The organism is Ruegeria sp. CG4 (assembly GCF_056537185.1).
Window position 1 is genome coordinate 1 of the sequence record NZ_JBQFRB010000014.1, and the last position, 26757, is coordinate 26757.

General features: G+C 58.4%; 18 protein-coding genes. 8 read left to right on the forward strand and 10 right to left on the reverse strand.

What is annotated here, in order from left to right; translation table 11 throughout:
* Positions 1 to 1492, reverse strand: a 1492-nt coding sequence (locus ACR0J2_RS22785; RefSeq protein ID WP_480813973.1) for a right-handed parallel beta-helix repeat-containing protein, incomplete at its 3' end; no start/stop codon positions are given.
* 453 nt (positions 1493 to 1945) lie between these two features.
* Here ACR0J2_RS22785 and ACR0J2_RS22790 point away from each other — a divergent pair.
* Positions 1946 to 3220 (forward strand): right-handed parallel beta-helix repeat-containing protein, encoded by a 1275-nt coding sequence (locus ACR0J2_RS22790; protein WP_480813974.1) that lies wholly within the window; start codon positions 1946 to 1948, stop codon positions 3218 to 3220.
* A 97-nt stretch (positions 3221 to 3317) separates the two neighbouring features.
* Positions 3318 to 3722, forward strand: coding sequence for a GtrA family protein (locus ACR0J2_RS22795; RefSeq protein WP_170616995.1), 405 nt, complete (start codon positions 3318 to 3320; stop codon positions 3720 to 3722).
* Here the strand turns inward: ACR0J2_RS22795 and asnB are convergent.
* Both asnB and ACR0J2_RS22805 read right to left on the reverse strand, forming a co-directional pair.
* Positions 3719 to 5623: an asparagine synthase (glutamine-hydrolyzing) gene (asnB, locus tag ACR0J2_RS22800; protein WP_480813975.1), complete on the reverse strand. Its 1905-nt coding sequence runs from the start codon at positions 5621 to 5623 to the stop codon at positions 3719 to 3721. The two genes, ACR0J2_RS22795 and asnB, sit on opposite strands and share 4 nt — an antisense overlap.
* A gap of 1 nt (position 5624) precedes the next feature.
* Entirely contained in the window at positions 5625 to 7349 is a 1725-nt protein-coding gene (locus ACR0J2_RS22805; protein ID WP_480813976.1) for a glycosyltransferase family 39 protein, read from the reverse strand.
* 238 nt (positions 7350 to 7587) lie between these two features.
* Between ACR0J2_RS22805 and ACR0J2_RS22810 the strand changes: the two genes are divergently transcribed.
* Genes ACR0J2_RS22810 through ACR0J2_RS22820 form a run of 3 tightly spaced genes read left to right on the forward strand, consistent with a single transcriptional unit; the run spans position 7588 to position 12147 of the window.
* Entirely contained in the window at positions 7588 to 9585 is a 1998-nt protein-coding gene (locus ACR0J2_RS22810; protein ID WP_480813977.1) for an acyltransferase family protein, read from the forward strand.
* 20 nt (positions 9586 to 9605) lie between these two features.
* Positions 9606 to 11111, forward strand: a complete 1506-nt coding sequence (locus ACR0J2_RS22815; RefSeq protein WP_480813978.1) for a glycosyltransferase family 39 protein — start codon at positions 9606 to 9608, stop codon at positions 11109 to 11111.
* Between the two features lie 37 nt (positions 11112 to 11148).
* Positions 11149 to 12147, forward strand: a complete 999-nt coding sequence (locus ACR0J2_RS22820) for a glycosyltransferase family 2 protein (RefSeq protein ID WP_170616987.1) — start codon at positions 11149 to 11151, stop codon at positions 12145 to 12147.
* 48 nt (positions 12148 to 12195) lie between these two features.
* Here ACR0J2_RS22820 and ACR0J2_RS22825 read toward each other — a convergent pair whose 3' ends face one another.
* Positions 12196 to 13659: a glycosyltransferase family 39 protein gene (locus tag ACR0J2_RS22825; RefSeq protein WP_480813979.1), complete on the reverse strand. Its 1464-nt coding sequence runs from the start codon at positions 13657 to 13659 to the stop codon at positions 12196 to 12198.
* 700 nt (positions 13660 to 14359) lie between these two features.
* Between ACR0J2_RS22825 and ACR0J2_RS22830 the strand changes: the two genes are divergently transcribed.
* The gene (locus tag ACR0J2_RS22830; RefSeq protein WP_480813980.1) at positions 14360 to 15337 is read left to right on the forward strand and encodes a lysylphosphatidylglycerol synthase transmembrane domain-containing protein; all 978 of its coding nucleotides are present in this window, start codon (positions 14360 to 14362) and stop codon (positions 15335 to 15337) included.
* Between the two features lie 55 nt (positions 15338 to 15392).
* Here the strand turns inward: ACR0J2_RS22830 and ACR0J2_RS22835 are convergent, their stop codons facing one another.
* Positions 15393 to 17057: a glycosyltransferase family 39 protein gene (locus ACR0J2_RS22835; RefSeq protein WP_480813981.1), complete on the reverse strand. Its 1665-nt coding sequence runs from the start codon at positions 17055 to 17057 to the stop codon at positions 15393 to 15395.
* 457 nt (positions 17058 to 17514) lie between these two features.
* Between ACR0J2_RS22835 and ACR0J2_RS22840 the strand changes: the two genes are divergently transcribed.
* The gene (locus ACR0J2_RS22840; RefSeq protein ID WP_480813982.1) at positions 17515 to 19317 is read left to right on the forward strand and encodes a hypothetical protein; all 1803 of its coding nucleotides are present in this window, start codon (positions 17515 to 17517) and stop codon (positions 19315 to 19317) included.
* 22 nt (positions 19318 to 19339) lie between these two features.
* Here the strand turns inward: ACR0J2_RS22840 and ACR0J2_RS22845 are convergent, their stop codons facing one another.
* Together ACR0J2_RS22845 and ACR0J2_RS22850 are read right to left on the reverse strand one after the other, a co-directional pair.
* Positions 19340 to 20362: a ParB/RepB/Spo0J family partition protein gene (locus tag ACR0J2_RS22845; protein WP_480813983.1), complete on the reverse strand. Its 1023-nt coding sequence runs from the start codon at positions 20360 to 20362 to the stop codon at positions 19340 to 19342.
* A 77-nt stretch (positions 20363 to 20439) separates the two neighbouring features.
* Positions 20440 to 21867, reverse strand: a complete 1428-nt coding sequence (locus tag ACR0J2_RS22850) for an AAA family ATPase (protein WP_480813984.1) — start codon at positions 21865 to 21867, stop codon at positions 20440 to 20442.
* 387 nt (positions 21868 to 22254) lie between these two features.
* Here ACR0J2_RS22850 and ACR0J2_RS22855 point away from each other — a divergent pair, with 387 nt between their 5' ends.
* Positions 22255 to 23262 carry a replication initiator protein A gene (locus tag ACR0J2_RS22855; RefSeq protein WP_170682253.1) on the forward strand — a complete coding sequence of 336 codons (1008 nt, stop codon included), beginning with the start codon at positions 22255 to 22257 and terminating at the stop codon, positions 23260 to 23262.
* An 84-nt stretch (positions 23263 to 23346) separates the two neighbouring features.
* Here the strand turns inward: ACR0J2_RS22855 and ACR0J2_RS22860 are convergent, their stop codons facing one another.
* The 3 genes from ACR0J2_RS22860 to ACR0J2_RS22870 form a co-directional block, all read right to left on the reverse strand.
* Complete coding sequence (locus ACR0J2_RS22860) at positions 23347 to 23550, reverse strand: hypothetical protein (RefSeq protein ID WP_170616960.1); 204 nt, start codon at positions 23548 to 23550, stop codon at positions 23347 to 23349.
* 395 nt (positions 23551 to 23945) lie between these two features.
* Positions 23946 to 25316, reverse strand: coding sequence for a nucleotide sugar dehydrogenase (locus ACR0J2_RS22865; RefSeq protein ID WP_480813985.1), 1371 nt, complete (start codon positions 25314 to 25316; stop codon positions 23946 to 23948).
* A 222-nt stretch (positions 25317 to 25538) separates the two neighbouring features.
* Entirely contained in the window at positions 25539 to 26714 is a 1176-nt protein-coding gene (locus tag ACR0J2_RS22870) for a glycosyltransferase family 4 protein (RefSeq protein ID WP_480813986.1), read from the reverse strand.
* Positions 26715 to 26757: the final 43 nt, after the last annotated feature.

The window sequence follows — 26757 nt, forward strand, 5'->3', positions numbered from 1 at the left end:
CGATGTCCAGGATAAAGTCATCGCACACCGCCAGCAGGTTGCTGCCGCCCCCTGTGCCGCCGCTATCGGGCTGGGTTGGTGTCGTTCCGCTATCGGGTTGAGTGGTCCCGCTGTCCGGCTGAGTGGTCCCGGTATCGGGTTGAGTGGTGCCGGTATCGGGCTGAGTGGTCCCGCTGTCCGGCTGTTCTGTTCCGCTATCGGGCTGAGTTGGTGTCGTCCCGCTATCCGGCTGGGTCGGCTGTGTTGGTGCCGGGGCAGGATTGCTTGACGCGGGTGGTGCGTTGACCCCGGTGCTGCCAACCCATGCATCGTAGGACAGGGGAAACTGCATCGCGAGGTCTGCGCCGGCATTCATCGTGTCAACAGCGCTGCCCGGGATTACACCGTACTGATTATATCCATCCTGTGCCGCAGTCGCATAATAGATGAACATGTTGTCGTAGTGGTTGGCCGCATTCGGGTCCGTATTCTGAACATAGACATTGTCTATGACCGTCCAGTCGGACTGACCGTTATGCCCGGCAACACCGGAAACAACATTCCCGTCGATCGTGACGTTCTGCGAGGTACTTGTCACATTGATCTTCGGGATCGTGATCCCCCCGGTGACACTCCGGTCAACAGCCAGGATCGTGTTGTGCGAGATCGTCAGATCCTTGGCACCGGTCACCGTGATCCCGTGAGTGTGGGCGTTGTAGATCACGTTATCTTCGATCAGAATGTTCGTGTAGAACATGGCCGGATCATTCGGGTCGGTTTTACCGTTGCCCATGAAGATTGTCTGCGCGTGTGTGCCCGTCCCCATGTCGAACACATTGTCCCGGATGATCACGTTGTCACTGGGCCCAAGCCCCTTGGAGAACTGGATCATGTCCCGGTGGTCCCCGGAATTGGGCGAGGCGCGGAAATCGTGAAGGTAGTTGTTCTCGATCAGAAGGTTCTGGTTCCCGCCAAACGACATCCCGTCGGAACGGAGTGAATGCACATCGTTGCCCGAGACGGTGACGTTGGTGCTGGCGCCGACACTCAGCCCCTTCCACCAGTCATAGAATTCGTTGTTCGAGATCACGATACCCGAACTGTCCCGCACGGCCAGGGCCTTCCCCGTACCATAGCCATCATCAATGGCGGAAACGCCCTGAGCCAGATCTCCGTCAAAGACCGAATCCTGGATCGTGATGTTTGCGCTGTTCTTGACCTCAAACGGCTTATAACTCGTCGATTCACCGTTGAACGTATAATCGAACACAATGTTTTCGAAGGTTATGTTCGATGCGCCGTCCAGTGTCATCTCTGAGATTGTGGCGGGCGCATTGGCGTCTGCCGATTTGATGGTCACGTTCGATGCGTAGTTGATGTTGAAACCTGATTTCCCATCCAGATTCAACGTGCCGTAGTCGCCGGCAGCAAGAAGGATGGTTTCCCCCCCTGTCGCCTGTGACAGAGCCTGGTTCAGCTCTGCAGCGGAAGTTACTGTGATTGTCGTCGACATCTTTCACCTGTGTTTCCAAACGCGCTTACCCAAAGCGCTATTGATCCCGCTCACCCAGGACGGATGGAACAGTCGCACAAGGGCGACAGATTGGCCGGAATATGGCTATGTTTGGAAACTGTTGCCTGTATTGGGACAATATTGCCCCATTGCCTTCATTTCCGAGTGAACTCGATACTCGATACCGGGAATTGTTCCACTTCCCTTAGCGGTAATCATGGGTTTTACGGATTGATTCCCATGCCGCAACAATGGACACAGAAAAGCCTTTTTTCCGGCGCGTCCTTGCGTATCTCCGGAGGGTGTCGGCAATGAATTGCCCGGTTCCCCTACGTCAACCAGTGCGATTTACCCGCCGAAACGCCACAGGCTCCGCCCATACACTGCTGTGGACAAGCTCTGTCCGCACTCGTAGCCTTTCCGCGTGGTAGTAGTGATTAAAGCGGGTCTCTTATGCGACGACACATATACAGCTCTGTCGGAGTTCTGGCTTGCGTCTGCTTATTGCTGCTTTCCTTTCCGGCATCTCTGTCAGCGGCCGCAGCCTGTACCGGCCCCAAGATCACAACGAAGGTGGCCAACACGAACGACGGGCAGAGCATCCGCTCCCCTTCAGAGCTTTCGGCGGCAATCAAGAAAGCGAAGGGCGGCGAAACATTCGTTCTGGAAGGCGGCAACTACGGCTCTTTGAAAATCAAAAAGGCTTTCCGCAAACCTGTCACGATCCGCTCGGCGACGTCCGGGTCGCCCGCCTGCTTCACCGAACTGCGTCTGGACAGGGCCGGCAACGTCACGCTCGACGGGCTGGTCTTCGACTATGCCTATTCGCCCGGGGACAAGGATTCGGTCAACCCGTTCAGCATTACGGACAGCCACAGGATCACCATCGCCAACTCGGTTTTCGACGGGGATCACAATTCCGGCGTCGGACACGGGCGCGGTTTGCGCTTCAAGGGCAGTTCCTCGGTCAGTATTCTGAACAACACCTTCAGGAAATGGTGGAAAGCCGTGACCGGCGGCCACGGCACAGACATCGTGCTGAAGGGCAATGAAATATATGACATCCGGTCGGACGGTATGGGGTTTGGCGGTATCGAGGGCCTTCTGGTCGAGGGCAATCGCCTGCACAACTTCCGGGGCGTTCCGAACCGCGATCACCGGGATATGATTCAGATCATGCGCGGTTCCGGGCTGCGCAGTTCTGACATTGTCATCCGCGACAACGTCTTCGATATCGGTCGCGGGGATTACACCCAGACCATATTCATCGGCAGCAGCGGCAAGAATATGAACGACCCCCAATTGCGCCACCAGAATGTCCTGATCGAAAACAACGTCATCTATAATGCGCATGTTCACGGCATCTCGGTGGATGGCATCGACAACCTGTCAATCCGCAAGAACTCGATCATTCGGGTGCGGCGCGCAAAAGACGGCGGCATCACCATCCCGCGCATCAATATCGCATCGTCGCGCCACGTCGTCATCGAACAGAACGTCGTCAGTGGCATCAAGGGTTTCGAAAACCAGCGCGACTGGGTTGTCCTCAACAACGCCATCGTTCAGGATCAGTCCCCGTCAGCGCAGGGATATTATGACCGTGAATTCATTTATTATGCGACCGGGGCCGAAAACGGATTTCATGAATATGGCGTGCGCCCCGGCAGCCAGACCGAACGCCTAAACGCCGGTTCCTCATTGGTGAAAAGCTATCCAACCCGCCGATAGGTGGCATCCGCCTTGCTGCCTTTTCAGGGCCCGCCCAAAACCTGTTGAACAGGACGTAGATCAACCCACCCGATGAGTGTTCCGGATTGCCCAGACCATGATTTCCAATCTCAATGACAAACACCAATTCTTCAGGTTTCTCGGTATCAGCGTTGTGGGCACGATTGCGGATTACCTGCTGGCGGTGCTGCTCGCCCTGGTCTTTTTCACCCCTTATGTCTTTGCCTCGACCTGCGGCTTTGTCTTGGGATCGGCCATCAATTACTGCGGGCACAATATCTTCAGCTATGAGCATACCGACAAAAGCACGATCTCGCTGCGGGGATATGGCAAATACCTGCTGGCGGTCCTGTCATCCTTGGTGGTCCGCCTCGTGGTGGTGGCAGGTCTGGGATATGTGACCGCCCTGCCGTTCTGGTTCATCCTGCTGGTCGCGATCGGTGCTTCTTTCGTTGCCAGCTACGTGATTTCGACGCTCTGGGTGTTTCGCAAACCGGGTTAGGCATCGATGTAAAGCTCGTACCACATCATGTAATTCAGAAGCCCCCAGAGCGGCCGGCCATTGTCACGCCTGCCGGCCAGATGATCGTCGATCAGCGCCTGAACCGCGTTTACCCGAAACAGGCCCGTCCTTTCGATATTCGCGGGCCCAAGGTAGCGCATCATCAGGTCTTTCAGTTCGGTCTTGAGCCAGCGCGAATAGGGCATCTCGAGCCCGACCTTCTTCTTGTCGAGAATGCTGTCAGGCAGATCATTCTCCATCGCGCGGCGCATGAGGTGTTTCTTGCGCCGGTTCTTCATCTTCAGCGCTGACGGCACTTGGGCGAGAAACCCGGTCAGTTCGGGATCGGTAAAGGGCACCCGCGCCTCCAGAGAATGCGCCATGGTCATGCGGTCGTTCTTGATCATCAGATCATCGGGCAGAAAGACGGTTGAATCGATATACATCAGCCGCGACAGGATCTCGTCCGCCCCGCAATGCTCATAAGCCGCCTGAAAATGCCGCACCGAAGGCTGCAGCGAACCGGGCGCGGCCACCCCATCCGCGTAAAGGTCGAATTTCTCGGCTTCGCCCAGCACAATCCGCCACCACAGATGCGCCTCCTCCGGTGGCAGGTCCAGCCCGCCGAGAAACCTCTTGGCCTTGAATTCGAAGCTGAGTTTCTTGTCTGAAACGGGCAGGCAGTTCACCAGTGGCTTCAGCACGCCGTTCCGGATGAACCCCGGTATTTTCCGCGCCTGCCTGTAGATGTTGTAAGCCGCATGGGTGTCATATCCGGCAAAAGCCTCGTCGCCGCCTTCACCCGACAGAACGACCACCACCTCGTCCTTGGCCAGTTCGCTGATGAAATATGTCGGTATCGCCGAGCCGTCTCCATATGGCTCATCAGTGAAGCTGAGATATTTCGGCAGCATGTCCCGCACCATATCCACCGTAATCGTTACCTCACGATGTGTCGTGTTGAACGCTTCGGCCACGATCCGGGCATAGGGCAGTTCGTTAAAGCTCTGGTCCCTGAACCCGACGGAATACGTGTGAATGGGCTCGTCCACATGTTTGTGCATGAGCGCCACCAGGGTACTGGAATCAAGCCCGCCCGACAGAAACACCCCGATCGGCACATCCGCGATCAGACGGCGCTGCAAGGCTTTGTCCATCAATTCGTATGACCGCGAGATCGCCTGTTCTTCGGTGATGCCGGCATCGACACTGAAATCCAGATCCCAATAGCGCTTTGTGGTGATCCCCCCTTCGGCGGAAACGGACATGTAATGGCCCGGCGGCACCTCCGAAATCCCCTCGAAGGCCGTCTGGGTGCCGGGGATATAATTGAAGGTCAGAAAGTCGTGCAAAGCCTGTATCGACGGTTTTCGCGCAACCCGGTCATCGGCGATGATCGCCTTGATCTCGGATCCGAACCGGAAATGACCGTCATCTTTCTGATAGAAAAACGGCTTGATGCCATAGCGGTCGCGCACCAGATGCAATGACTTGCTGCGGGTATCCCAGATCGCAAAGGCATACATGCCATTGAGCTCGGGGATCATGTCCAGGCCGATCTCTTCATAAAGGTGGATCAGAACCTCGGTATCGGTACGCGACTTGAAAACATGACCATGCTCTTCAAGACGGTATTTCTCTTTCAGTTCCTGAAAATTGTAGATTTCGCCGTTGAAGACGATCACCACGGTGCCGTCCTCGTTGGTCATTGGCTGATGCCCGGCATAAGACAGGTCGATCACCGAAAGACGCCGGAAACCCAGCGCGATATCCTCATCCAGCCATGTACCGTCATCGTTCGGCCCGCGATGCATCAGCGTCATCGCCATGGCCGAGACCAGCCCCTCTCCGGGGCGTTCGGCCGCCGGATCAATCCGCAGGATTCCGCAAATTCCACACATATCAATCGCTATCCTTCAAATAATCCGAACCATTATCATCCGCGCGAGGGCCCCCGCCCCGGTTTTCGAGGCTGACGACAACCTCGCCCCCCCCCAAAGATCCAAAGAACCGCCCGGCAGGGGAATACTCCTGCTCGATCCGGGCCAGAATGTCCGGGTACGTGGTCCTGGCATGCACCGGCATGGTATAGACCAGCCACGTTCTGCCGGACCGCGCCGCAAGGCGATCCAGGTCATCACCCGTTTCGATGATGTCCCATCCCATGTGGTAATAATCATTGAACGGAAATCCCGCGATCCCGACAGCCAGAACTGTATCTCCGGCCTGCTTTTCGCGCTCGATCAGCGCGATCGCCCCGGCGTAATCCTGTTTTGGCAGATAGACATGGCGCAAAGACAGGATCGACACGGCCACGATGCCCGCACACAGCACCGCCGGAAGCCAGCCGGCCGCAGGCGCGGGCAACCGTATCAGCCGCGCCGCCAACTGGCCGGTGACGAAAGCGCCCCGGATCACGATCAGAATGGCAAACCCGAAGGTGAAAAAGAAAAACCGCGGGAACAGCGTGTAACCGATGCTGGTCATTGCAATGAACCCGACCCCGAACGGGATCAGGAACAAGGCCACGACAGCCGGTCGCGTTCGGGCGAAACTGACAACCCCGGCGGCAAAGACAAGACCCGCGGCAAAGACAACACCGGCGCTTGCAAATCCGATCTGCAGACTGCTGAAGACCTCTGCCAGAGCCCAGAGAGGGTTGGTCCACTCATTCTCACTGCCCTGCAGCCCGGAATTCAGCAATGCGCCGCCCACCATGCTGGGCAAAACCAGCGCATAGGCCAGCAATGTCAGCAGACCCACCGGAATGAACCCGCAAAACAGCCCGTTCCAGCGGTAAGGTCTGCGCGCTGCGTCCTGTTGGAACAAGGCGGCAGCCCAGATCGCAAAATGCGCCAGCACCATCAGGCCCATGGTCGGATGCGCATAGGCACCCAGCACGACCGCAAGACAATACAAACCCCATTTGCGCGGGCTTCCCTGCCGCATCGCATCCAGAAACCAGGCGCTGGACAGAACGGAAAAGAACAGCAACGCGGTATAGCCACGGGCGTTCTGACTGAACCAGATGTGGTGATAGGAGAATGTCATCAGCGCGGCTGCAAACAGGCCCTGTTGGGTCGGGCCGACGCGGCGGGCAAAAAAGTACATCGCGGCAATGCCGGCGACACCGAAAACCGCCGCCGGAAATCTGAGGGCCCAGACACTGTCGCCAAACACCGACAGGGACAGGCGCGCCAGCACCGAGAACAGGACATGGTTGTTGGCATCGTGATAGGTGCTGACGATCTGGCCGACCGTCAGGGGCATGTAGTTCACGGATGTCAGAATCTCGTCATACCAGATCCCGGTCCCAAGGTGATAAAGCCGCAAACCGGTTGCCACGAGCAACACAAGGCCAAAAACAACGGTCTGGGTCTGGCTTGCCGGCGCAAGTTCCGGTTGTTGCGGCGTTTGTGGATAGCCAACCGGCAGAACCCGCAGCAACAGCAGATAGCCCCCGGTCAGGATCAGGACGGCCCTGAACACCCATATCCCCTGAGACAACGCCGGATCGGCAGCCGCATCGCTGCCCCGCAACACCGCGATCAGCACACCGGCCGGCAAAAGCAGCGCCAGACCGACAAGCGCCAATCCTGTCACAGTATTGAAGGACAGCCTTTTCATCCGAACACCGAACTCGCCACCAAAACCTTTTGCACTCGAACGCCCTGCCGGAGTTTACAGACCTTTCCCGCAGCCCTGCCGTTAAAACGCCAGAAACGTCATCTTCTATCATTCATACCATTTTTTGGATAAGCAGGCACTTATTCTGCTCATGACCATAACCTGACTCAACAATGCATAAGTATTTGCAATTATATTTCATTCTAACACAGAATATGCATTCAAAGGGGGTACGTAGATGAAATATCGCCCGGATATTGACGGCCTCCGGACAGTTGCCGTTTGCTCTGTAGTGCTGTTCCACACCGGGCTTGGCTTTCCGGGGGGGTTCGTCGGCGTCGATATCTTCTTCGTCATCTCCGGTTTTCTGATCACGACAATTCTGTGGACGGATCTGCAAGCCGGCAGGTTCTCGATCATGAACTTCTATGAGCGCCGGGTCAGGCGCATTCTTCCTGCCCTGTTTGTGGTGATGCTGGTTTCAACGGTGTTTGCCGTTTTGCTGTTCTTGCCAAACCATCTGGCTGATTTCGGCAAAAGCATGTTTGCCGCGAATATCTTCCTGTCGAACCTCTATTTTTACTTCGAAACGGACTATTTTACCGAGGCCGCGCACCTCAAACCAATGTTGCATACGTGGTCTCTGGCGGTGGAAGAGCAGTATTATATTCTGTTTCCACCAATACTCGCCCTGTTGTTCAGACTGTTCCGCCCTTCGGCCGTTCTGATCTGGCTTGTTGCCGCTGCGGCGGTTTCACTGGTCGTGTCAATCTGGATGGTTCAACGCAACCCTCCCGGCGCCTTCTATCTGCCTCAGGCCCGCGCATGGGAACTGCTGCTGGGGGCTATCACCGCAATCTGCGTCGCGCAGGGGTGGGGAAAGTTTCTTGAAACACGACCCAATCTGGTCTTCTGGCTGGTCCTGCCGGCCATGGCGATGATCGTCTGGCCGGTGGCGGCCTATGGCCCGGAAACCGTTTTTCCCGGGCTGTCGGCCATGCCGCCATGCCTTGGTACGGCCATTCTCATCCTGACCGGAGCCTACAGAAAGACCTTCGCAACGCGATTGCTGTCCGTGCCACCAATGGTCTTCATCGGAAAGATTTCCTATTCGCTCTACCTGTGGCACTGGCCGGTTCTGGTCTTTGCCATTTATGTTTCGGTCGATCCTCTGTCGCTTCCAGAGATCCTGGGATGCGTCCTGCTGTCCTTTCTGCTGGCGACTTTGTCGTGGCGTTATGTCGAGGCCCCGTTCCGGAAAAGCCCGGGCTTCGGCCGCCGGGAAATCTTTGCCTACGGCAGCGTTTGCGCAGTCCTCATCGCCGGGTTGGGCGGTGGTCTGGTCGCAACCGGCGGGCTGCCCGCCCGGATGCCGCCGGACATCGCCAGACTGTTGCAGGAGGACCGGTTCCTGCATGATCAGCGCAACTGCCATTTCATCACGCCAGAACGTGCAGCAACAGGGGATGTCTGCCAGCGTGGCGCCCCAGGCGTCACCCCCAGTTTTGCCCTTGTCGGAGACAGCCATGCCGATGCTTTCAGCCCCGCGATCTTTGCGGCCGCGCAATCCGTCGGGCTGAGTGGTTATCAATACACGCAAGCTGGATTTCGTCCGCTGCCTCAAATCCAGAAAAAGGGTGATCCGACATATGCCGCCCAGACCGACGCGTTCATGAGCTTTCTGGCTGACAGGCCCGAAATCGATACCGTCATCATCACCGCGTTCTGGGAACATCAGATAACCGGCGCGACATACCGCCATAGCGGCGATATCTGGTTCGATGCCCAACAGACCGACCGGAACGGACAAACAAACCGCGAAGCTTTGCTTACGGGCATCGACAGACTGGCAGCCGCCTTCCCAAAGCGCCGCTTCATTCTGTTGGATGACGTCCCCAGCAGCGATGATCTGGATCTGAAAACGCACATGCGCTCATTGCTGTTCCAGGCCCACGATCCGCAGGAAGAGATCGGTATGCATACCGAAAACTATGCGACCCAAAGGGCAATATATGAACCATTGCTCGTGCAGATGGCAGAGGCGCATCCGAATGTGGTCTATCGAGCGTTCTTTCTGTCTCTTTGTGGCCCGGCCATCTGTCCCTTGTTCAAAGACAATGAACCGGTCTTCAGAAACGGGGATCACCTCAGCGTGCAGGGCGCGCATTTGTTGCAAAACGATGCCGAAACGCTTTTGCAGGATATCTTCGGTCTGCAATCCGCATCCGACAAATAATGCCTGCAGGACACAATCCGATGACCCCATTCGGAGGAAACGGCGTTTTCCCGATCAGGCGTGAGTATCGCAATCTTGCTGTTGCACTCGCGTTGGCGGCCGCAGTGGCGCTGGCGTTCGCATTGCGGCTTTGGGGGATCGAACTCCGCAGTCTGTCGCTTGCGGAAATCCACGCCCCTGGCATTTCCGACCCGTCGCCACGCCAGGGTCTTGCCGAAACCGTTCGGTGGCATTTCCACGACGACCCGCGCCCGATGGGCTGGCATGTGGCCATGCTGGGCTGGACCAAGGCTTTCGGAACCTCGCATTTCGCCCTGCAGTTTCCGGGGGTCATGCTTGCCGTGGGGTCGATCCCGCTGATCTTTGTGATCGCGCGCAGCGTCTTTGGATCGACTATCGGCTGCCTGGCCGCGCTGCTGCTGGCGCTGCACGGCTTTCACATCTTCTGGAGCCAGATGGCCGAAATGTTTGTCGCCGGGACCTTCCTGTCCCTGCTCTCGACCTGGCTTTTGCTGCGCCTTGCCCGAGCGCGCGTGCCGCGACCCGGAATCGAGATATCCTATATCGCCTCGGTCATGGCCGGGGTTCTGACAGCCCGTCTGTTCTGGCCCCTGATCCTGATCCACCTGTTCTGGACGATGCTGGTTTTACCCCGTTACAGACCGGAAACCCCTCACCTTTCACGGCGGATCAGCCTGCGGCAGGCCCCGCGGCTGTTTCAGGTACAGGCCCTGGCCTGCATCCTGTCAGCCCCGGCCCTGATCCATGCGGTCTACCATGCCCCCAAGGATGCTGGTATCGGCCTGCCTTCCGACTTTCTGATGGGATACTTCTCGTTCGGGTTTCTGTTTGCAAAGTATGAATTCGCCGTTCCGCCGCTACAGATCAAACCCACCCCAAGCGGGTTTCTTCTGGCCTTTGCCCTGCTATTGCTGACGGCCAGCCTGAAAGCCCCCAAACGCGAAGCGCCCCTGGCCAGCCCCGAGCGGAAAATTCCGATCCGGGTTCTGGCTTCTGCCGCCATCTGTTCAGCCGGCTTCATGTTCTGGCTTGCCCCGAGCCCCCACAATCAGATCCTAACCCTGACGATTTTGCCCATATTGCCCTTTCTGGCACTGCTTTTTCCGGTATTGGGCACCATCTGGGGCGCCTTTGTCCCCCGCCTGCCATCAGCTACCCTGCACTACCCCCAGGAACGGACGCTGCTTTTGTGGCTGCTGGCGGTTGTCACACCGCTGATCCTTTTTGCAACATCCAATCCGGCCCGGCCGACCCTTCTGATCTTTGTGCCTTACCTGCTGATCCTTTGCGCGGCCGGTGCGATATGGCTGTTTCAAAGCATCGGCCGCAGGCTGGCCGTGACGCTGCTGTGCGTGCTGGTCTTTACTGCCAGCGTCCCCTACACCGCCCAGAAGCCTGTCATCACCGATGCACGGCGCGGGGCGCTGAGTGGTTATGAAAAGACACTGAAAATCGAAAAACTGCAGGCCCATGCAGAACTCTTTGAGCCCGGGGCAAAACCATGATCACCTGTGTCCAAACAGACAGGAAAGGGCACGCGCCATGGCGCCGCAGAACGTGAAAACCCGCCCCCCCCTGCCCCGGGCAGAGGCGCCGACGCTCAGTATCGTTGTGCCCATGTTCAACGAAGAGGATGTCCTGCCGATCCTGTTTGACCGTCTGGGCCGTTTCCTTGAAAGCCTTGGCGAAAGCTTTGAGATCATCTGCGTCAATGATGGCAGCACGGATGAAACAGCCCGCCTTCTGGCCGAGGCGCATGACCGCGACAACCGCATCAAGGTGCTGAACTTTTCGCGCAATTTCGGCAAGGAAGTTGCCCTGACGGCGGGGCTCGATGTTGCTTCGGGGCAGGCGGTTGTTCCCATAGACGCGGATTTGCAGGACCCGCCCGAACTGATCGGGACGTTTCTTGAAAAATGGCGCGAAGGGTATGATGTCGTCTATGCCGTGCGGCGTCACCGCGATACCGATACCGCGATGAAACGCTGGTCGGCGCTCAGGTTCTACCAGGTCATCAACCGGCTGTCAGGTGTGCCGATCCCGGCCAATACCGGTGACTTCCGCCTTATGGATCAGCGCGTGGTTCGGGCCATTGTACGCCTGCGCGAACAGAACAGGTTCATGAAAGGGCTTTTTGCCTGGGTCGGATTTCGACATGCCGAAGTATCCTATGACCGGCCCGAACGCGCCGCCGGGCAGACCAAGTTCAACTACTGGCGACTGTGGAATTTCGCACTGGACGGCATCACCGGGTTCAGCACCGTCCCGCTGCGGGTTGCAGGCTATATCGGCATGCTGACCGCGCTGGGGGCGATCGTCTATGGCGTTTTCCTGATCATGCGCACCCTGATCCACGGGGTGGATGTACCCGGCTATGCGTCATTGATGGTCGCGGTGTTGCTGATCGGCGGGCTGCAACTGGTCGTGCTTGGAGTGATCGGGGAATATCTGGGCCGGCTTTACGAAGAGGCCCGAAAGCGCCCGCTTTACATCGTTGAAAGCAGCCTGGGCCTTGATCCCGGAAATGATAATTCACTGTGACGTCCGGGGAAGGGATGCCCGATCCCGGACCGGCGGATTGCCCGTTGCTCACTTGCGCCGATAAACAAGGACGTAGCCATCCCCAAGCGTTCCGGCGAATGCATGGACAAACTCCAGCCGCTCGTCGACATCACGCTTCAGTTCCGGAATGGCGCGCAGCATCCGGTTGGGAAACAGGATAACCAGCGTCACGGGACCGGGTTCGGCCATCGCCTGCGCATAGGCTTGCGCATCGCCGACGGTTGTCCAGTCCGCGTCAAAATGACTGGCAAAGATCGGGCCGCCCGGATTGATGGCATAAATCCGCTCTGACGGGCTGCGGGTCTCTTCGACCAGCGTAAAGGCCCCGGCCAGATCCTGTTTTGGGGCAACATAGTTGCGCTGCACCAGAAACAGGGACACGGCAATCATCGCCAGAACGCCGATGACAAACAATGGCTGCCCGTACCGGGGCCGCCCGATCATCCGTGTTACGACACCGGCACCGTACCAGCAGCCGATGACGGCAAGAACGATGACAAGACCGATATCGACAAAGAAGAACCTCGGCCAGATCCGCATGTCGAGCGCCAGAAGAATGACAAGCGTCACGACGATGTGCATGGCGATGGACGGGAAAAACAGCGGTTGCTTCGCGTGCGCCCCGACCGCGCCAAATGCGATGGTGATCAGCCCCCCGATGGCAATGATCAGGGTCAGGGGCCCAGTGTTCCCGACCGCGGTTCTCAGGCCTTCTACAATGGTCCAGATCGGGTTCTGATATTCCTGCATCGGATCAACGGCGGATGTTGCCGAAACCTCACCCACGGTTCCCGCGATGCTTGGCAAAATCGGCAGATATGCCAGCAGGACCAGAACCAGCGCCACCGCCACGCCGATCAGCGGCTGCACCACCCAGTTGCGGGTCAGGGCGCCCCGGCCAAACCCGGTCATCAGGGAAATCAGCCAGACACACCCCAGAGCGACAAAGAAAAACGCACCGGTCAGATGCGTGAAAACAGCGGCAGCGGCGGTCAGCCCGAAGGCGATCCAGGTGCCGATGGTCGGGTGGCGCGTACCCCGCAGAAACAAAATCAGGCCCAGTGTGCTCCAGAACGCCAGTTCGGTGTATCCGCGGGCATTCTGGGAAAACCAGACCTGATGATAGGACAGCGCCACAAGCAGGGCGGAGATATGTGCGATCCTGGTGCCGGCAACCTCTTTCGCCAGCCACCAGATCGCCCCGACAATGCCGACACCGAACAGCACCGCGGGAAAGCGATAGGCCCAGGCCTGATCCCCGAAGATCTGGGACACAAGTTTGGCCTTCATGCTGAAGAAATAATGATGGTTCATCGAGTATTCGCGCATCATGTCGCCCCAGGGCAGGCTGACATGCATATCGACGGTCCAGATTTCATCGTACCACAACGGCGCGTTCAGCCCTGCGGTTCTGAGCACGGCTGCAAGAAGCAGGATGAACAGAAGCAAGGCAAGATCATTGCGGCCAGGCGTGGCAGACGGCTGGGTCATGGGGCTTCTCCGGTCACACTCGTACTCAATTCAGGGCACCAATCAAAAAACAATCATGTTCCGGTCAGGCGGAACCCGCCGCCAAAGTCCTCCGGGCATCCCTTTTCGGGCACATTGGCACAAAGTGCCGATACCGTCGATTTCACCCTGAAAATGTTAGTCTGTCACGGACATTCCCGACGGCTGAGACATGATTGTCGAGCAATCAACCGAGCTCATCCCGGCCTTTTTCAACAGGGTTTGTCGGTGCAGAGCCATAAATCTTTATGTCGCCTATGGTAGAAACATGCCCAAGCGGGGCGCTTCGCGCATCACGCACGGCACGGGTCATGAATTTGGCTCAGCCCTAATTGTTGACCAAAAAGCAACAATCAATCCAAAATAAAAGGTATGTTGCCATTTTTCAAAGCCGGCACCAAACATCCGGATTGGGCAGGTGCCCACTGCCCGCTTATTCACCCCTTTTTTACAGGATAAAATTCAGGGCGTTAGCGCCGCGTTTCCTTGATTTCATGGTGTTTCAGAACCACAGCCCTTTAAAAAGCATGATTGCCGATAGTGACAAACCGGTCAGCCCGCGCTCATTTACCGGGATATGTTTTGAATTGATCAAACGATCTGCCAGCAGCCCCTGAATTAAATGTGAATTGATACAATTCACAGTAGAGGGCATGATCGCTTGGGGTAATAGGGTGTAGGTTTGCAGCGGTTGTCACCGAAGTATCGCAACTGGTTATTGCGTGTCGGCGGATCTTTGGTCGCCCTTTTCTTGCTTTTCTGGCTGCTCTCAGACGAGAAGATCCTGGCAGCCTTCCGGTCTGTCCCCCTTTCAACCTTCCTGATTGTGATTGGCCTGTTCATCATGGCCCATATCGGTGCGGCGCTGAAATGGCGGTATCTGCTTGATGGCGGATTGCCTGTTTCAACTGCCCTTCGCGCGCATTTTGCAGGTCTGGCCGCCAATCTGTGCCTTCCCGGCGCGATCGGAGGCGACGCGGTCCGGGCCGCTGTTGCGTACCGCTCCATCGGAGACGCCCCCAGGATCGTCAGTGTGGCCGCCGTTGACCGGTTGATCGACATGACGGCCCTGCTGACCATTTCCGCCATTGGTATCGTGTATGCATCCGGCCGGTCGGGCGAGCTGCAATTTCTTTTGCTGACCGGCTTTTTGCTGTCGCTGGTATTTCTGTGCCTCGTCATGTTGTCGAAACTGTTCGATCTGGTCTGGCGGGTCTTCCCCAACCTGCCCGGGCGGTCCTTCGCGGAAAAGCTCGTTGGGCATTTTTCATCCATTTCTCGGCAGCCCAAGCGGCTTTTGGCGGTCTTCCTGTCATCTGTCGTCATTCAAACCGCGCTGGTGCTCATGTCCTGGTGGCTGGGCAGGGCGGCAGGCATCGGGACCGATGTCGGGCCCTGGCTGTTTGCCTGGCCGCTGGCCAAGATCATCGCCGTTCTGCCAGTCACACTGAACGGGCTGGGTCTGCGCGAGGGCGTGCTGGCATCGATGCTTGTCCCGTTCGGGGCCGATGCCGCAGCAATCGTTGCCGCCGGTCTGGTCTGGCAGGCCGTCATGTTCACCGTTGGCGGGATCGGCGCGATCTTTCTTTTCATCACCAACCGGATCGACCCGGCGGCGCAGGAAAGCTGGGCCGAGACAAAAGAACAGCAGACCGGGTGACAGGCCGGTTCAGGCCATGCAGGCAAACCCTCTGGCCCGTCTTGTAAATGCCTAATTACTTAAAGGCGGCGTCGATGGCTTGCGGGATCGCGTCAGCCTCGGCGCAAAACACCAGAATCCCGCCTTTGTCAGTGCTTGTTTTGCAGACACGCCCATCCGCACGTGCCAGCTCGACAAACCGGGATACCCCTCCGGGCACCAGCTTCTCGGGCCAGTAATGCGCAAAAACAAGCCAGATCGGATCAGTCCCTGAAAGCCATTTGGCCGCGCGTTCGACGTAATCGTCGCTGGTCAGAAAGTTGTCATCGTCCCGCGCCTGCATCTGCCAGGACTGTGTCGTACTGTTGTGGTTGAGCAGCCCAACCACTTCGAAGTTTTCGCCGCTCATCAGATCCGGACGCAGGGCCCGCAAGCTGGGTTGAGCCCCGTAATAGACCCACATTTTTGCCGGATGACGCTCGACCATCTCCAGATGCGCCGAGATTTCGTTGTTTTTCAGATCGGCGGACCGAGCCAGCGCCACGCTCACCAGGCCGAAACTGAGCACGCAGATCACGGGCGTTGCCACGCGGCTCAGCCTCAGAAGGTTTAGAACCCAGCGCAGGATAACGATTGAACCGACTGCGAAACAGGGAACAGCAAACGGCGTAAAGAACAGGAAGTGCCGGACAGATGTGATCGGCAGCTTCTGAAACGCGTTGAACACCAGAAAGGCCAGGGTTCCGATAACCAGCCCCCCGGCCAGAACGGGTGCTTTGCGCCAGTAGGTCGGCAACCCCACCAACGCGATCACGGCGCACAAGACATGGATGGTCGGCAGCAGCCAGATCAACCCGGACACATGCAGTGTCTGCGGGAAATACACCGGTTCGATCATCAGGAAATAGACGTTCAGAATGCCCCGGACAGATTCGATTGTCTGAGCTGAAAAGGGGGCTGTGACGCTGATAAAAGAGTCTAAATAACGGTCGGCATAAGCAATCTGGTCCAGTTCAGCCATCGGCAAGGTGTACCAGACATGGAACCCCAGACTGATCGTCAGCGTCACCGCCCCCAGACCGAGCAATCTGTACAGGCCCTGCTGGAAGTCCGGCCCTGACATGGCGGAATTCCGGTGTCTGGAGATAAGCTCTGCCAGCAATCCCCCGCCAACGGTCGCAAGGATCAAAGGGGCTGTAAACGCAAACAGACATGCCAGGATTGCGCAGCCGGTAAACACCGCAGCACGTTTGAGCGTGGGCCTGTCCAGAAAGGAAAGACCGGCCCATAAAAGAGCACACGCAAAGAAGAACCCGAACACATACTGTTTGGGGTTTGTTGTAAAAAGAAGCACTTCGTTGGTGCAGGCCAGCAATGCAATCGCCCAAAGCACCTCGGGTGTTTCAAAATACCGCCGCATAATGCGCCAGAGGATGAAATAGCCCCCAACGGCAAGGGCTGCCGCAATAAGGCGAATGACCGTGAAACGTGTCAGGCCCTCATTCCCGAAAATCCGCGAAACAAGATCAAGTTCCAAAACCGACCCCAGCGGAGCGGCCTGCTCGAAATAGGGCAGCGGTCCGAAATAGGTGGCAAAGGGCGGAAGCGGGAAATTGGACATGAGCATTGCCTGATCATAGCCCGGGTCCCGCCCGTCCCAGATCGAGACGATGCGGCTGAGAGCAATTATTGCAAGCAAAAGGACAGGAAGAACCGCAGCACTGCGAGAAGACATGCTCATTACCGTTAAATCACTTTAAAGACACCATCTTTCCCGACCATAAGACACATGTGTTTCATGTCACAAGGTTGATCTCGGCACCGGTCAGTCAGCGGTTTACGGTATTGGCGGGAAATTTTCAGAAAACCCGGGCTTCAAGGGCAAGACCTGCCCGGATCTAACCTTTATAAAACAGGCTTTGCTTTGGTTGGTGATTGTTTTTTTCCTGTTTTGCAAATTACAAACCTGGTTTGAAAATGACCCATTTATATCCGATAAGTACCGCTTATCAGGTTTGACTGACTTTGCCGCCTACCAAGCCCCCATCAGGCCTGTTCCATAAGGAACTTGGGCGACATCGATGCCTTTCCCCCACACTAACGCCCTGCTGCGAAAAAGATTTGTCTGATCCCGTGCTTCTCAACCGCATGTCCCAACAATAGGCTACACAAGGATTGAACGGGTTCGGAGTGTTTCAGTGTTAAAGAATTTCAATCTGACCTTGGTGCAGGCTCTGGCGATAAGTGCCGCCATCTTTTGCGTCGCAACCCTTCCGGGGTTGCTGCTGGATGGATACAACCCCGATGACTGGCGACAGGTTCACGGGGCACCTGCTGGCGGCATGCCCCTCAACTGGACAACCGAGGAAGGCAGATGGGCGATGGAGGCGCTTTATGTCTTCATCATGGGCGAGCGGTTCCTGACGCCCATTCAGGCGCCCCTTTCCTTTGCCTGCCTGTTCTGGATTTCCTGGACACTGGCCCGCACGGCAACCGACGAACGGCAGACGCCGCTTGCCGCAACTGCAATATTCAGCCTCAGCATCTGCCACATCTACATGATCGATGCGCTGAACTTCTCATCCCATGTCTTCGCGTTTCCCCTGTCACTGGCCCTCTCTCTGCAAGCCTACCGGATGTTCTGGAACCTTGCCGAACGACCAATCGGTCTGGCGTGGTTTGCCCGTGCCCTTCTCGCCATACAAATGCTGGCCCTGTCCTGCGCGATCTATCAGCCCTTCGCCCCATTCGGTGCCCTGTTCATCGCGCTTCAGATCATGCGGTACGACACATCTTCCCTAAAAACCGTTTCGCGCGCGGTCCTCGTGGCCCTGATCGGATCTGTTTTCGCCATCCTCGTCTATCTGCTGGAGTGGCGGATCGCCGTCGGCCTGAGTTCCCATGCCGGAGAAGTCACCCGGTTTAGCCAGCCAGGCTCGGACCAGGTTATACAAAAACTGGCAGCTCTGCCGACATTCTGGAAAAGGCTGCACTCAGGCGGGTTCCAACACACACCCTGGGTGTTCCGACTGATTTACGCCACCACCCTCGCAGTGGCCCTGCTGGCGTCCGGGTGGGCGGTGCTCCGCGCCTGGCGGACGGCTGGCCTGGTTCCGGCGGTGCGGGTGGCCTTTGGCGCTTTTGCCGGGCTGTTTATCTTGCCGGTGATCGCATGGTTTGCTTATGCCACCCTATGGATGCCGGGGCGTGTCGTGGCTTATCTGCCATTTGCCGTCTTCGCGGTTCTGATCACAGCAGGCCAGATATGCGGCTGGTGGCAGCGCGGTTCTTTCACTGGACGCGTGGTACAGGGCGGTGCGGTCGCCTTGACGGGACTATCCATTGCCCTGAGCATTACGGTCTGGTCGGACCAGGTGGAAACCGGACGCCGGGATACGGAAACAGCACACGCGATCTTTGCGCAGGTCTCGGAAACTCCGGGGTTTGACGGCGACAGTTTTCGCATCTCCGGTGGGCTCGACTATCCGGAACTCAGCTGGGGCGGCCTGCTGGGGTGGACGGTCTTTCATCGCAACAACCCTGTGCCCGGCATTTTCACCGAGCTTTATCACCGCCCGATGGAACCGACATTTGTTGCCGCCAGCCCGATCCCCTGCCCCGCATTTCCGGAACAGGGTGCGGTCTTTCACGACGGTCATACGGTCCATGTCTGTCTTGAGCCGTCAACCGGGCTGAAGCAGCAGACCGGGTGCATTGATCTTGGCAACGATGAAGCCCTGTGCCGAACCGACGACATGCTTGTCTGGCAACGCCCCGCCTGTGAGGTTCTGCCCCTTGCCGGTGCCCCGACGCGCTTTCGGCTAAAGGATGCGGACGGCCGGGAAAAGCTGGCCATCTTCACGCTCGAAGATCCGGGCGTTCTGATCGACGGTCGGTGCCACTATGCGCAACGTCTTGGCAGGTTCGACTACCAGTCCGTCATCGTCGAACGTTTCAAGGGAACGGATTGGGACGCGGACGAGGCCCGCGCCATCCCCTGACCCCTGTTTCGCGCGCGAAACATCAGTTGTCGCGCGCGTGCAGCCAGCTCCGCAAGTCTGCAAGGAATGTCTCTGTCATCCCCCGCCCCGACAGGGTGATCTGCGCGCCGTTTCGACTCTGCTTCAACTGAATGTCTCCAATTGTCTCTTTGGGCGGTGCATCAGACTCTGATACGGCTGATTTCGAGCGATCCGAACCGGAACCGTTCACAGCCCGTGTCAGAGCCGACAGTTCCGCGTCGCATGTTTCGGCCCGGATATGATCCAGCTTTCCGGCAAGCTGGCGCGCGGCCTTCGGATCATCCTTCAGGACCTTCGCAATCGACAACCCCAGCCGCTCGGGGATGGCCGAGGCAAAGCGCAGATGTTCATCCAGCGCGTGATAGATCGCAATGAACGAGCCGATCTTCGACCGCTTGGCGCGGCTGGCGGATGCGAACAGCCCGCGCAAAGCAGCGGCCTCATCCGGGTAAACCCCCTGCTCCGCCGCGCGCGCCACGATCCGGGCACGTTCATAATAGCTCAGCCCGACCCGGATCTCGTTTTCCTCGACCATGGCCACATAGGCGTCCGAGGCGCTCTGAGGCTGTCTGAGGAACGCCCGCACGGTTTCAAACCGCGCCTCGCCCGTCTCCTGCGCCAGCGCCCGCAACGCGGTCATCCGACGCCAGCCGGAAATCAGGCCATACCGCCCGCCCTCCAGCTCGACAACCTCGATCGGGGTTTGCTGTCCGCGGGCCTTCAGACTTTCCTTCAAGGCCTCCATATCCGCATCATCGGCGGCCAGGCGGTCGCGTACCAGATAGGTTTCCTCGACAGTATCCAGCGGCAGGTCCTGCACCAGACGCCCTTCGGCGCGGGCCGCACGCAATTCCCCGGACAGCTCTTCCAGCGCGGCCTGTGCCGCCGTGGCACCTGCCACCTGCGCAACAGGGGGCGCGGATCGTGGTGCCTCAGGGGCAAACATGGATTGCGCCCCGATGGCCGGGCGGGTGTCGTCCAGATAATCCGACCGGGCAGGGGTCAGTCGCTTTCGTTTTGCCATCACATTCTCCTTTTCCTGCGCGGATCAGACTCTGCACCGGGCACCGCTGATCGTGTTTCGCGCGCGAAACATCCCGCTTAAAGCGTCAGTTCCGGCGTTTCTGCCGCTTCGGTCTGCCCAGCCAGCTCTTCGCCCCGCCAGACACCGATCAGCAGCTTTTTGAACGAAGCATAGGTGGCGTCAAAGGTTTCGCGCCCGCGCACATAGGTCTCACGGTTGAAATCGCGGTAATCGGCCTCGTAGATGCCGTTGACCTGTTCCCCGGCTTGCCCGATCAGCGCCGTGTAGCCTTGCCAGTGCGGTGACAGAGTGCGGCCCAGATAGGCCTGCATCAGCCCGGCCAGCTCTGCCTGCTGGCTGCCGTCATAGCGGGTGATGACCGTGCGCACTGCATCCCACTGAAAGGCCATCTCGGGCCGTCCCAGCGCGCGGGCGGCCATATTCTCCCCCTCTTCAATCGACTGGAACGTGGAATGCAGCATGTCGAAGAACCGGCCGGTGGAATCGAATTCCAGGAACGAAGCACCCATGGGCACCAGCAGAATATCCGAGGCCGCCAGCCCGTTGATCGTCAGATAACCCAGGGCAGGGGGGGTATCGATGAAGACGATGTCATACTCATCCAGCACACCATCCTCTTCCAGCGTTTCGGTCAGCGCATCCCACAGCTTCCAGCTGCGGCCCTGCATGCGCCAGACCGGGATCTGGAATTCGGCCCAGTAAAGGTTCAGCTGTGCGCCGATCAGATCAATGTTGGGCCAGTGGGTTTTCTGGATCAGATCGCCGCCGCGCAGTTTCAACGCATCCGACAGCGTGTCGTCGATCGGATGCGGGGCCTCGCCCCGGTCAAGCCGTCCCTGATTGTCCCGCCGCAGATGGGTGGCATAGTGGCGCGCCAGCAGGGGGAACACCGTCTGCCATTCATCGGTCACCTTGCCGCCGAAGATCGAGGTCATCGACCCCTGGCTGTCCAGATCGATGACCAGCACCCTGTAGCCATCCAGAGCGGCGGACATGGCCAGATGGGCACAGGTCGAGGTCTTGCCGACACCGCCCTTGAAATTTGCCACCGAAACGATCTTTGCCGGCAGCCCCTTGGGGCGATAGGGGCGATATTCTTTGGCCTTGGAGCCTTCCGAGGCGAAATGCGTCCGCAGGCGCAGCACCTCGTCCAGTGTGAACCACTTGGCGCCGCCTTCGGTTTCGGATCGCCCCTGAGGCAAATCCGGGTTGGCCTTCAGGACCCGGCGGAAATGAGCAGGGGCAACGGGGATCAGATACTTGGTGATTTCCCAGGTCGAAAACAGCCGCAGTTTTTTGTGCCCGCCTTCTTCCAGACCCCGACTGGCCAGGTCCGCACGCCCTCGGGCGCACGCATCGGCAATGGCTGAGAAATCATGGGTTCCGGTCGGGTTCCCAAGTTCTTCATAAGCCAGGTCCGGGTCGATATTGAAATACGGGGGAAGCCCCTCGGATGTGCCTGCTCGCATTGAAATTCTGCCCATGTGCTATGTTTTCCCCAATATACCACAAAAGACAGCATGCGAAAGCATTATGAGTACAAGACTGGGTTTTCTAAGCAAAAATAAGGGGTAATTGCTGGTTCAGACGGTGCTTTGAAGCGCGATGCAAAAAATTGTTCAGTTAGAATCTTGTTATTTTATTAGTTACAGTGCTGGATCATCGTTCTTAAACATAAGAAAAAAAAAGGTTTTTCGTGTTTTTTGATACACCAAGTGAATCTGATCCCACGAAAGGGTGACTCTGAACCCACGTTGCAGTGACTCTGAACCCACGATCCGGCGGCTTTACGCCTCCTGTGGATAACTTTACGGTAAGCGTCAATAAAACCACGAACGAAGATTCGGGCAGGAACATATGGGCAGGGCAGTATGAGCGGGTCAGGGGCGTTGTTGCCTGACCGGCATCCAACGGGTGATTTTTTTGTATGCGATATCTTCGATGCGCTGCCCAAGACCGATATGGGGTCGATGGAGCATCCGATGTTTTCGCTCTCGACCCGACCGGATCGGCGGATCCTGAATTACGAACATAACGGGGTCGAGATCACGGTAACGCCCTCGGTGCGGGGTCTGGCGACGATCCATGACAAGGACATCCTGATCTTTTGCATCAGCCAGCTGATGGCGGCGATCAATGCCGGCCGGACCGTCAGCCAGGTGTTGCATCTGAAGGCGCATGATCTGCTGGTGGCCACCAACCGCGAGACCAGCGGCGATGGCTACAAGCGCCTGCGCGAGGCGTTCGAGCGGCTGGCAGGAACCCGGATCACCACCAACATCGTCACCGGCGAGAAAGAGACCACCACAGGCTTTGGCCTGATCGAAAGCTGGGAGATCGTCCGCCTTACCCGGGCGGGCCGGATGGTCAGCGTCAGCGTGAAACTGTCCGACTGGCTGTTCCGCGCGGTGTTGGCAAAATCGGTGCTGACGCTCAGCCGCGATTACTTCCGCCTGCGCAAACCGCTGGAGCGGCGGATCTACGAGTTGGCGCGCAAGCATTGCGGGCGTCAGCCCGAATGGCGGATATCGGTCGAGGTGCTGCTGAAGAAGTCGGGTTCGGCCTCACCCCGGCGGGTGTTCCGCAAGATGATCCGGGACATGATCGCCGCCGATCATCTGCCCGATTACGAGATGACCGAAGAGCCCGGAGACCTGATCCGCTTCTCGCGCCGGGGTCAGGTTGTCGAAGGGCCGGACAAACCGGTTCTGCCATCCGGGGCGCTGGAGGAGGCCAGGGCGATGGCACCGGGCCGCGATGTCTATGCGCTGGAGGCGGACTGGCTGGCCTATTGGGCCGCGTCGGGGCGTCCGCAGATCAGAAATCCGCAGCGGGCCTTTCTGGGATATGTGGCCAAGCGGGTCGCGGGGCGGGACTAAGGCGCGCGGAATTACGGGCGCCTTGCCATGCGTTTGCAACAGCAATGAAAGATGTCCCGGCGGTTTCCCGGGTGTCACAGGTGCTCAGCCCGAATAGGCGTGATCCTGTTCCCGCGTCTGCGGCTTGAAAGACCTGATGGCGAAGATCACGAGGCCGGCCGCAAGAATGAACACCCAGCCTGACAGCATATAGATCCCCAGCACCATCAGGACGGACATACCGGAGTACAAAGCAATCCCACTGGCACCCAGGCCGACAAGGACAGCTATTCCGAGAATTCCCATCATGTTATCCGGTCCTCCGGCATTGGTTTTGGCCGCGTCAGTTTCCAAAGTGGCCGTAGTTGTGCCACCGGGTGAGTGCCCGGTATGATTCCGCGCCGGAATCATGGCAAAACTGTGAACCACCTTGGGTTAAAATTTGGTTATTTTACCTGACGGGGCTTTGCCCCAACTACTCGTTCGACACTGCCTGTTTGCAGACATTGGAATGTTGGGTGCACTATTTCGCAAAAATTTTATGGCGGCAATCCGTGGCCACCCAAACCCTCAAAACGTGCAAAGCTCCGCCGATTGGCGCGATTTCATGGGTCCGAAACACGCCGAAACGGGTGTATTGGGGCCTAATTCCCTGTCCGTCCGCCTTTTTTGCGATCCCGGTTCCCGGGATATGGCCGGGCTGATCACATCTTTACCAGACGCCCGTCCGCCACCCGGATTCCCTGTTTTTCGAAAACATTGCGGGTGTCGAACACCAATGCCGCCTCGCGTGCGACCAGATCGTAATCCGGCGCGCTGTGATCGGTGATGACGGCCACGGCGGCATAGCGTTTCAGGGTTTCACCCGTCAGCGGCTGCGAGGTCCGCCCGGCCAGCTGCGGGTATTCGCCGCCTTCCGGCAGGCAGGGGAAATACGGATCGTGATAATCGACCCCGGCCCCCAGCTTTTCCAACTCGTCCAGCAGCACCAGCGCCGGGCTGCGGCGGGTATCCTCGACATCGCGCTTGTAGGCGATGCCCATCAGCAAAATCCGCTGCCCGGTCAGGGGCTGCCCGGTTTCGGCCAGCGCAGACCCGTTGCGCGCGGTCAGTTCCGCGGCCATCCGGGCCGCCAGCATCTCGGGCACCGCGTCATTGCTGGTGCGGGCCAGATTGATAAGCGGCGTATCAGATCCTGCATCCGCGGCGCGCCAGGCCAGATAGGCCGGAGACACCGGGATGCAGGCCCCACCAATGCCGGGGCCGGGATAGAAGGGCATGAAGCCGAACGGTTTGGTGGCCGCGGCCTCAATCACCTCCCAGACATCCACGTCCATCGCTTCAAGCGCGGTCTTCAACTCGTTGACCAGCGCGATATTGACGGTGCGAAAACTGTTTTCGACCAGCTTCACCGCCTCGGCGGTGGCGGCTGAACTGACCGGCACCGCGCTGGTGACGATGGCGCGGTAGAAATCCTCGACCAGTTGCCGCGACAGCGGATCGTCGGCACCGACCACCTTGGGAATGCTGTGCGTGTCGAACTTGTCATTGCCCGGGTCTTCCCGCTCGGGCGAGAAAGCCAGGAAGAAATCGGACCCTGCCCGCAGACCGCCCGCCTCAAGGATGGGCTGAACCAGCGTGGTCGTGGCGCCGGGCCAGACGCTGCTTTCCAGCACCACCATCTGACCGGGGCGCAGATGCTGCGCGATGGTCTGCGCGGCCGCCACGACAAAGCGCATGTCCGGGTCCTGTGCATCGGTCAGCGGGGTCGGCACGCAGACCAGCACGATATCGGCGTCAGTCAGCGCGGCGGCATCCTGCGTTGCGCTGAAGCGCCCGCTGTTCACCGCCTGCGCGATCCGGTCCTGTGCCAGATACGAGATGACCTGATCACCCTGATTGATCCGCGCAACCCGGTCGGGGTTGAGGTCGACGCCGGTGGTGTCGAACCCTTCGTCATAGGCGGTCAGCGCCAGCGGCAGGCCGACATAGCCCAGTCCCACCACGGCAACCCGCGCGTCGCGCGCCGCAATACGTTGTCTGAGGGACTGATGATGTGAGGTTTCGCAGTTCATAATCTATCCTGGTCGTGCAAAGTCAGACTGAAATCAATTCGCGGCAAAGCCTCCGGGAATTCCGGCCCTTTCCACGGATAGGGCGGAACGAGAGCGAATCCAATAGATTTGTCAGCCCGGTTCAAGAGTGCGGCACTGCGTTTCCAAAGCAGGCCTAATTTTCAGCCATGGAAGGAATTGTTGAGGTTTTCCGGGGAAAGTGAATCGGGGCGATATTTTTTATTATTTCGGGCGCAGGGCGCGCCGGAAAGACTCTTCCGCCAATTCAGCGCCTTTGTCCCAGCTGAAGTTTGCGGCCTGTGCCAGCGCCTTTTGCGACAAGTCATCTTGCAAGCCGGGTTCGGTCAGCAGCCGGATGGCCTGATCCGCCAATGCCTGGCTGGACAGGGGGTCGAAATACAGCCCGCCATCGCCCACCACCTCGGGCAGGCTGCCGCGATCCGAGGACAGAACCGGGGTGCCGCAGGACATCGCCTCAAGCGCGGGCAGGCCGAACCCTTCCCACAGCGAAGGGAACACCAGCGCATCGGCGGTATTGAGCAGGGCGGCCAGATCCGGGTCGTCGATTTCACCGGTGAATACGATGCTTTCGGACCGGGCCGCATCGGCCGCGGCGGTGGCTTTCAGGTCTTCGATGTTGTCCCAGAACCGCGCGCCGGTCGTGCGCCCGACGATGGCCAGACGCGTTTCCGGAACCTGTGCCAGAATCCGAGGCATGGCCTCAATCAGGCGCAGCACATTCTTGTGCCGGTTGAAGCCACCCAGATAGACCAGCAAGGGGGCGTCGGACGGGATTCCATAGGCCTGCCGGGCCTTTGTTAGAGCCGATTTTTCCTGAGATGGTCGAAAAACGGGTTCGGCCCCCTCCGTGATAGTGTCGATCCGGTCACGGGGAATGCGCAGGATCTGCGTCAGATCATCTGCCGAGGCATCTGATATCGTCATCACCCGCGTTGCCTGCATCTTGGCCAGCCAGCATTTCGCCTGCCACAGCCTGAAATTCAGACGTTTGGGAAAGATCAGATCAGGAAAGCGTTCGGGGATCGTGTCGTGATAGCACACCACGGTGGGGCGCCGGGCGGGCAGGGGGAAATAGGAATAAACCGCCGGGTAGAAGAACACGTCGCAGTCGATACGCCGGGCCGCCCGGGCCATTGTCAGCAGATCGGCACCGCCCCGGGCCCTGGCACCCGAAGATGCCTCGGACATGGACAAATCAGACCCTGCAACAAGAGTTTCGACCCCGTCCGGCACGGGCCGCGTTGGTTCCTGATCGAATAATAACGTATAGCGAAAGCCGCTGTCGCGGGCGGCCAGAGCAGCGATCAGATTACGAGTGAACCGGCCAAAGCCACGTTCGTTTTCCCAAGGCGTTGCATCAACGGCGATATGGATCAAATGTCTTCATCCCTGAAATGATTAAACAATCTTATATACAGCG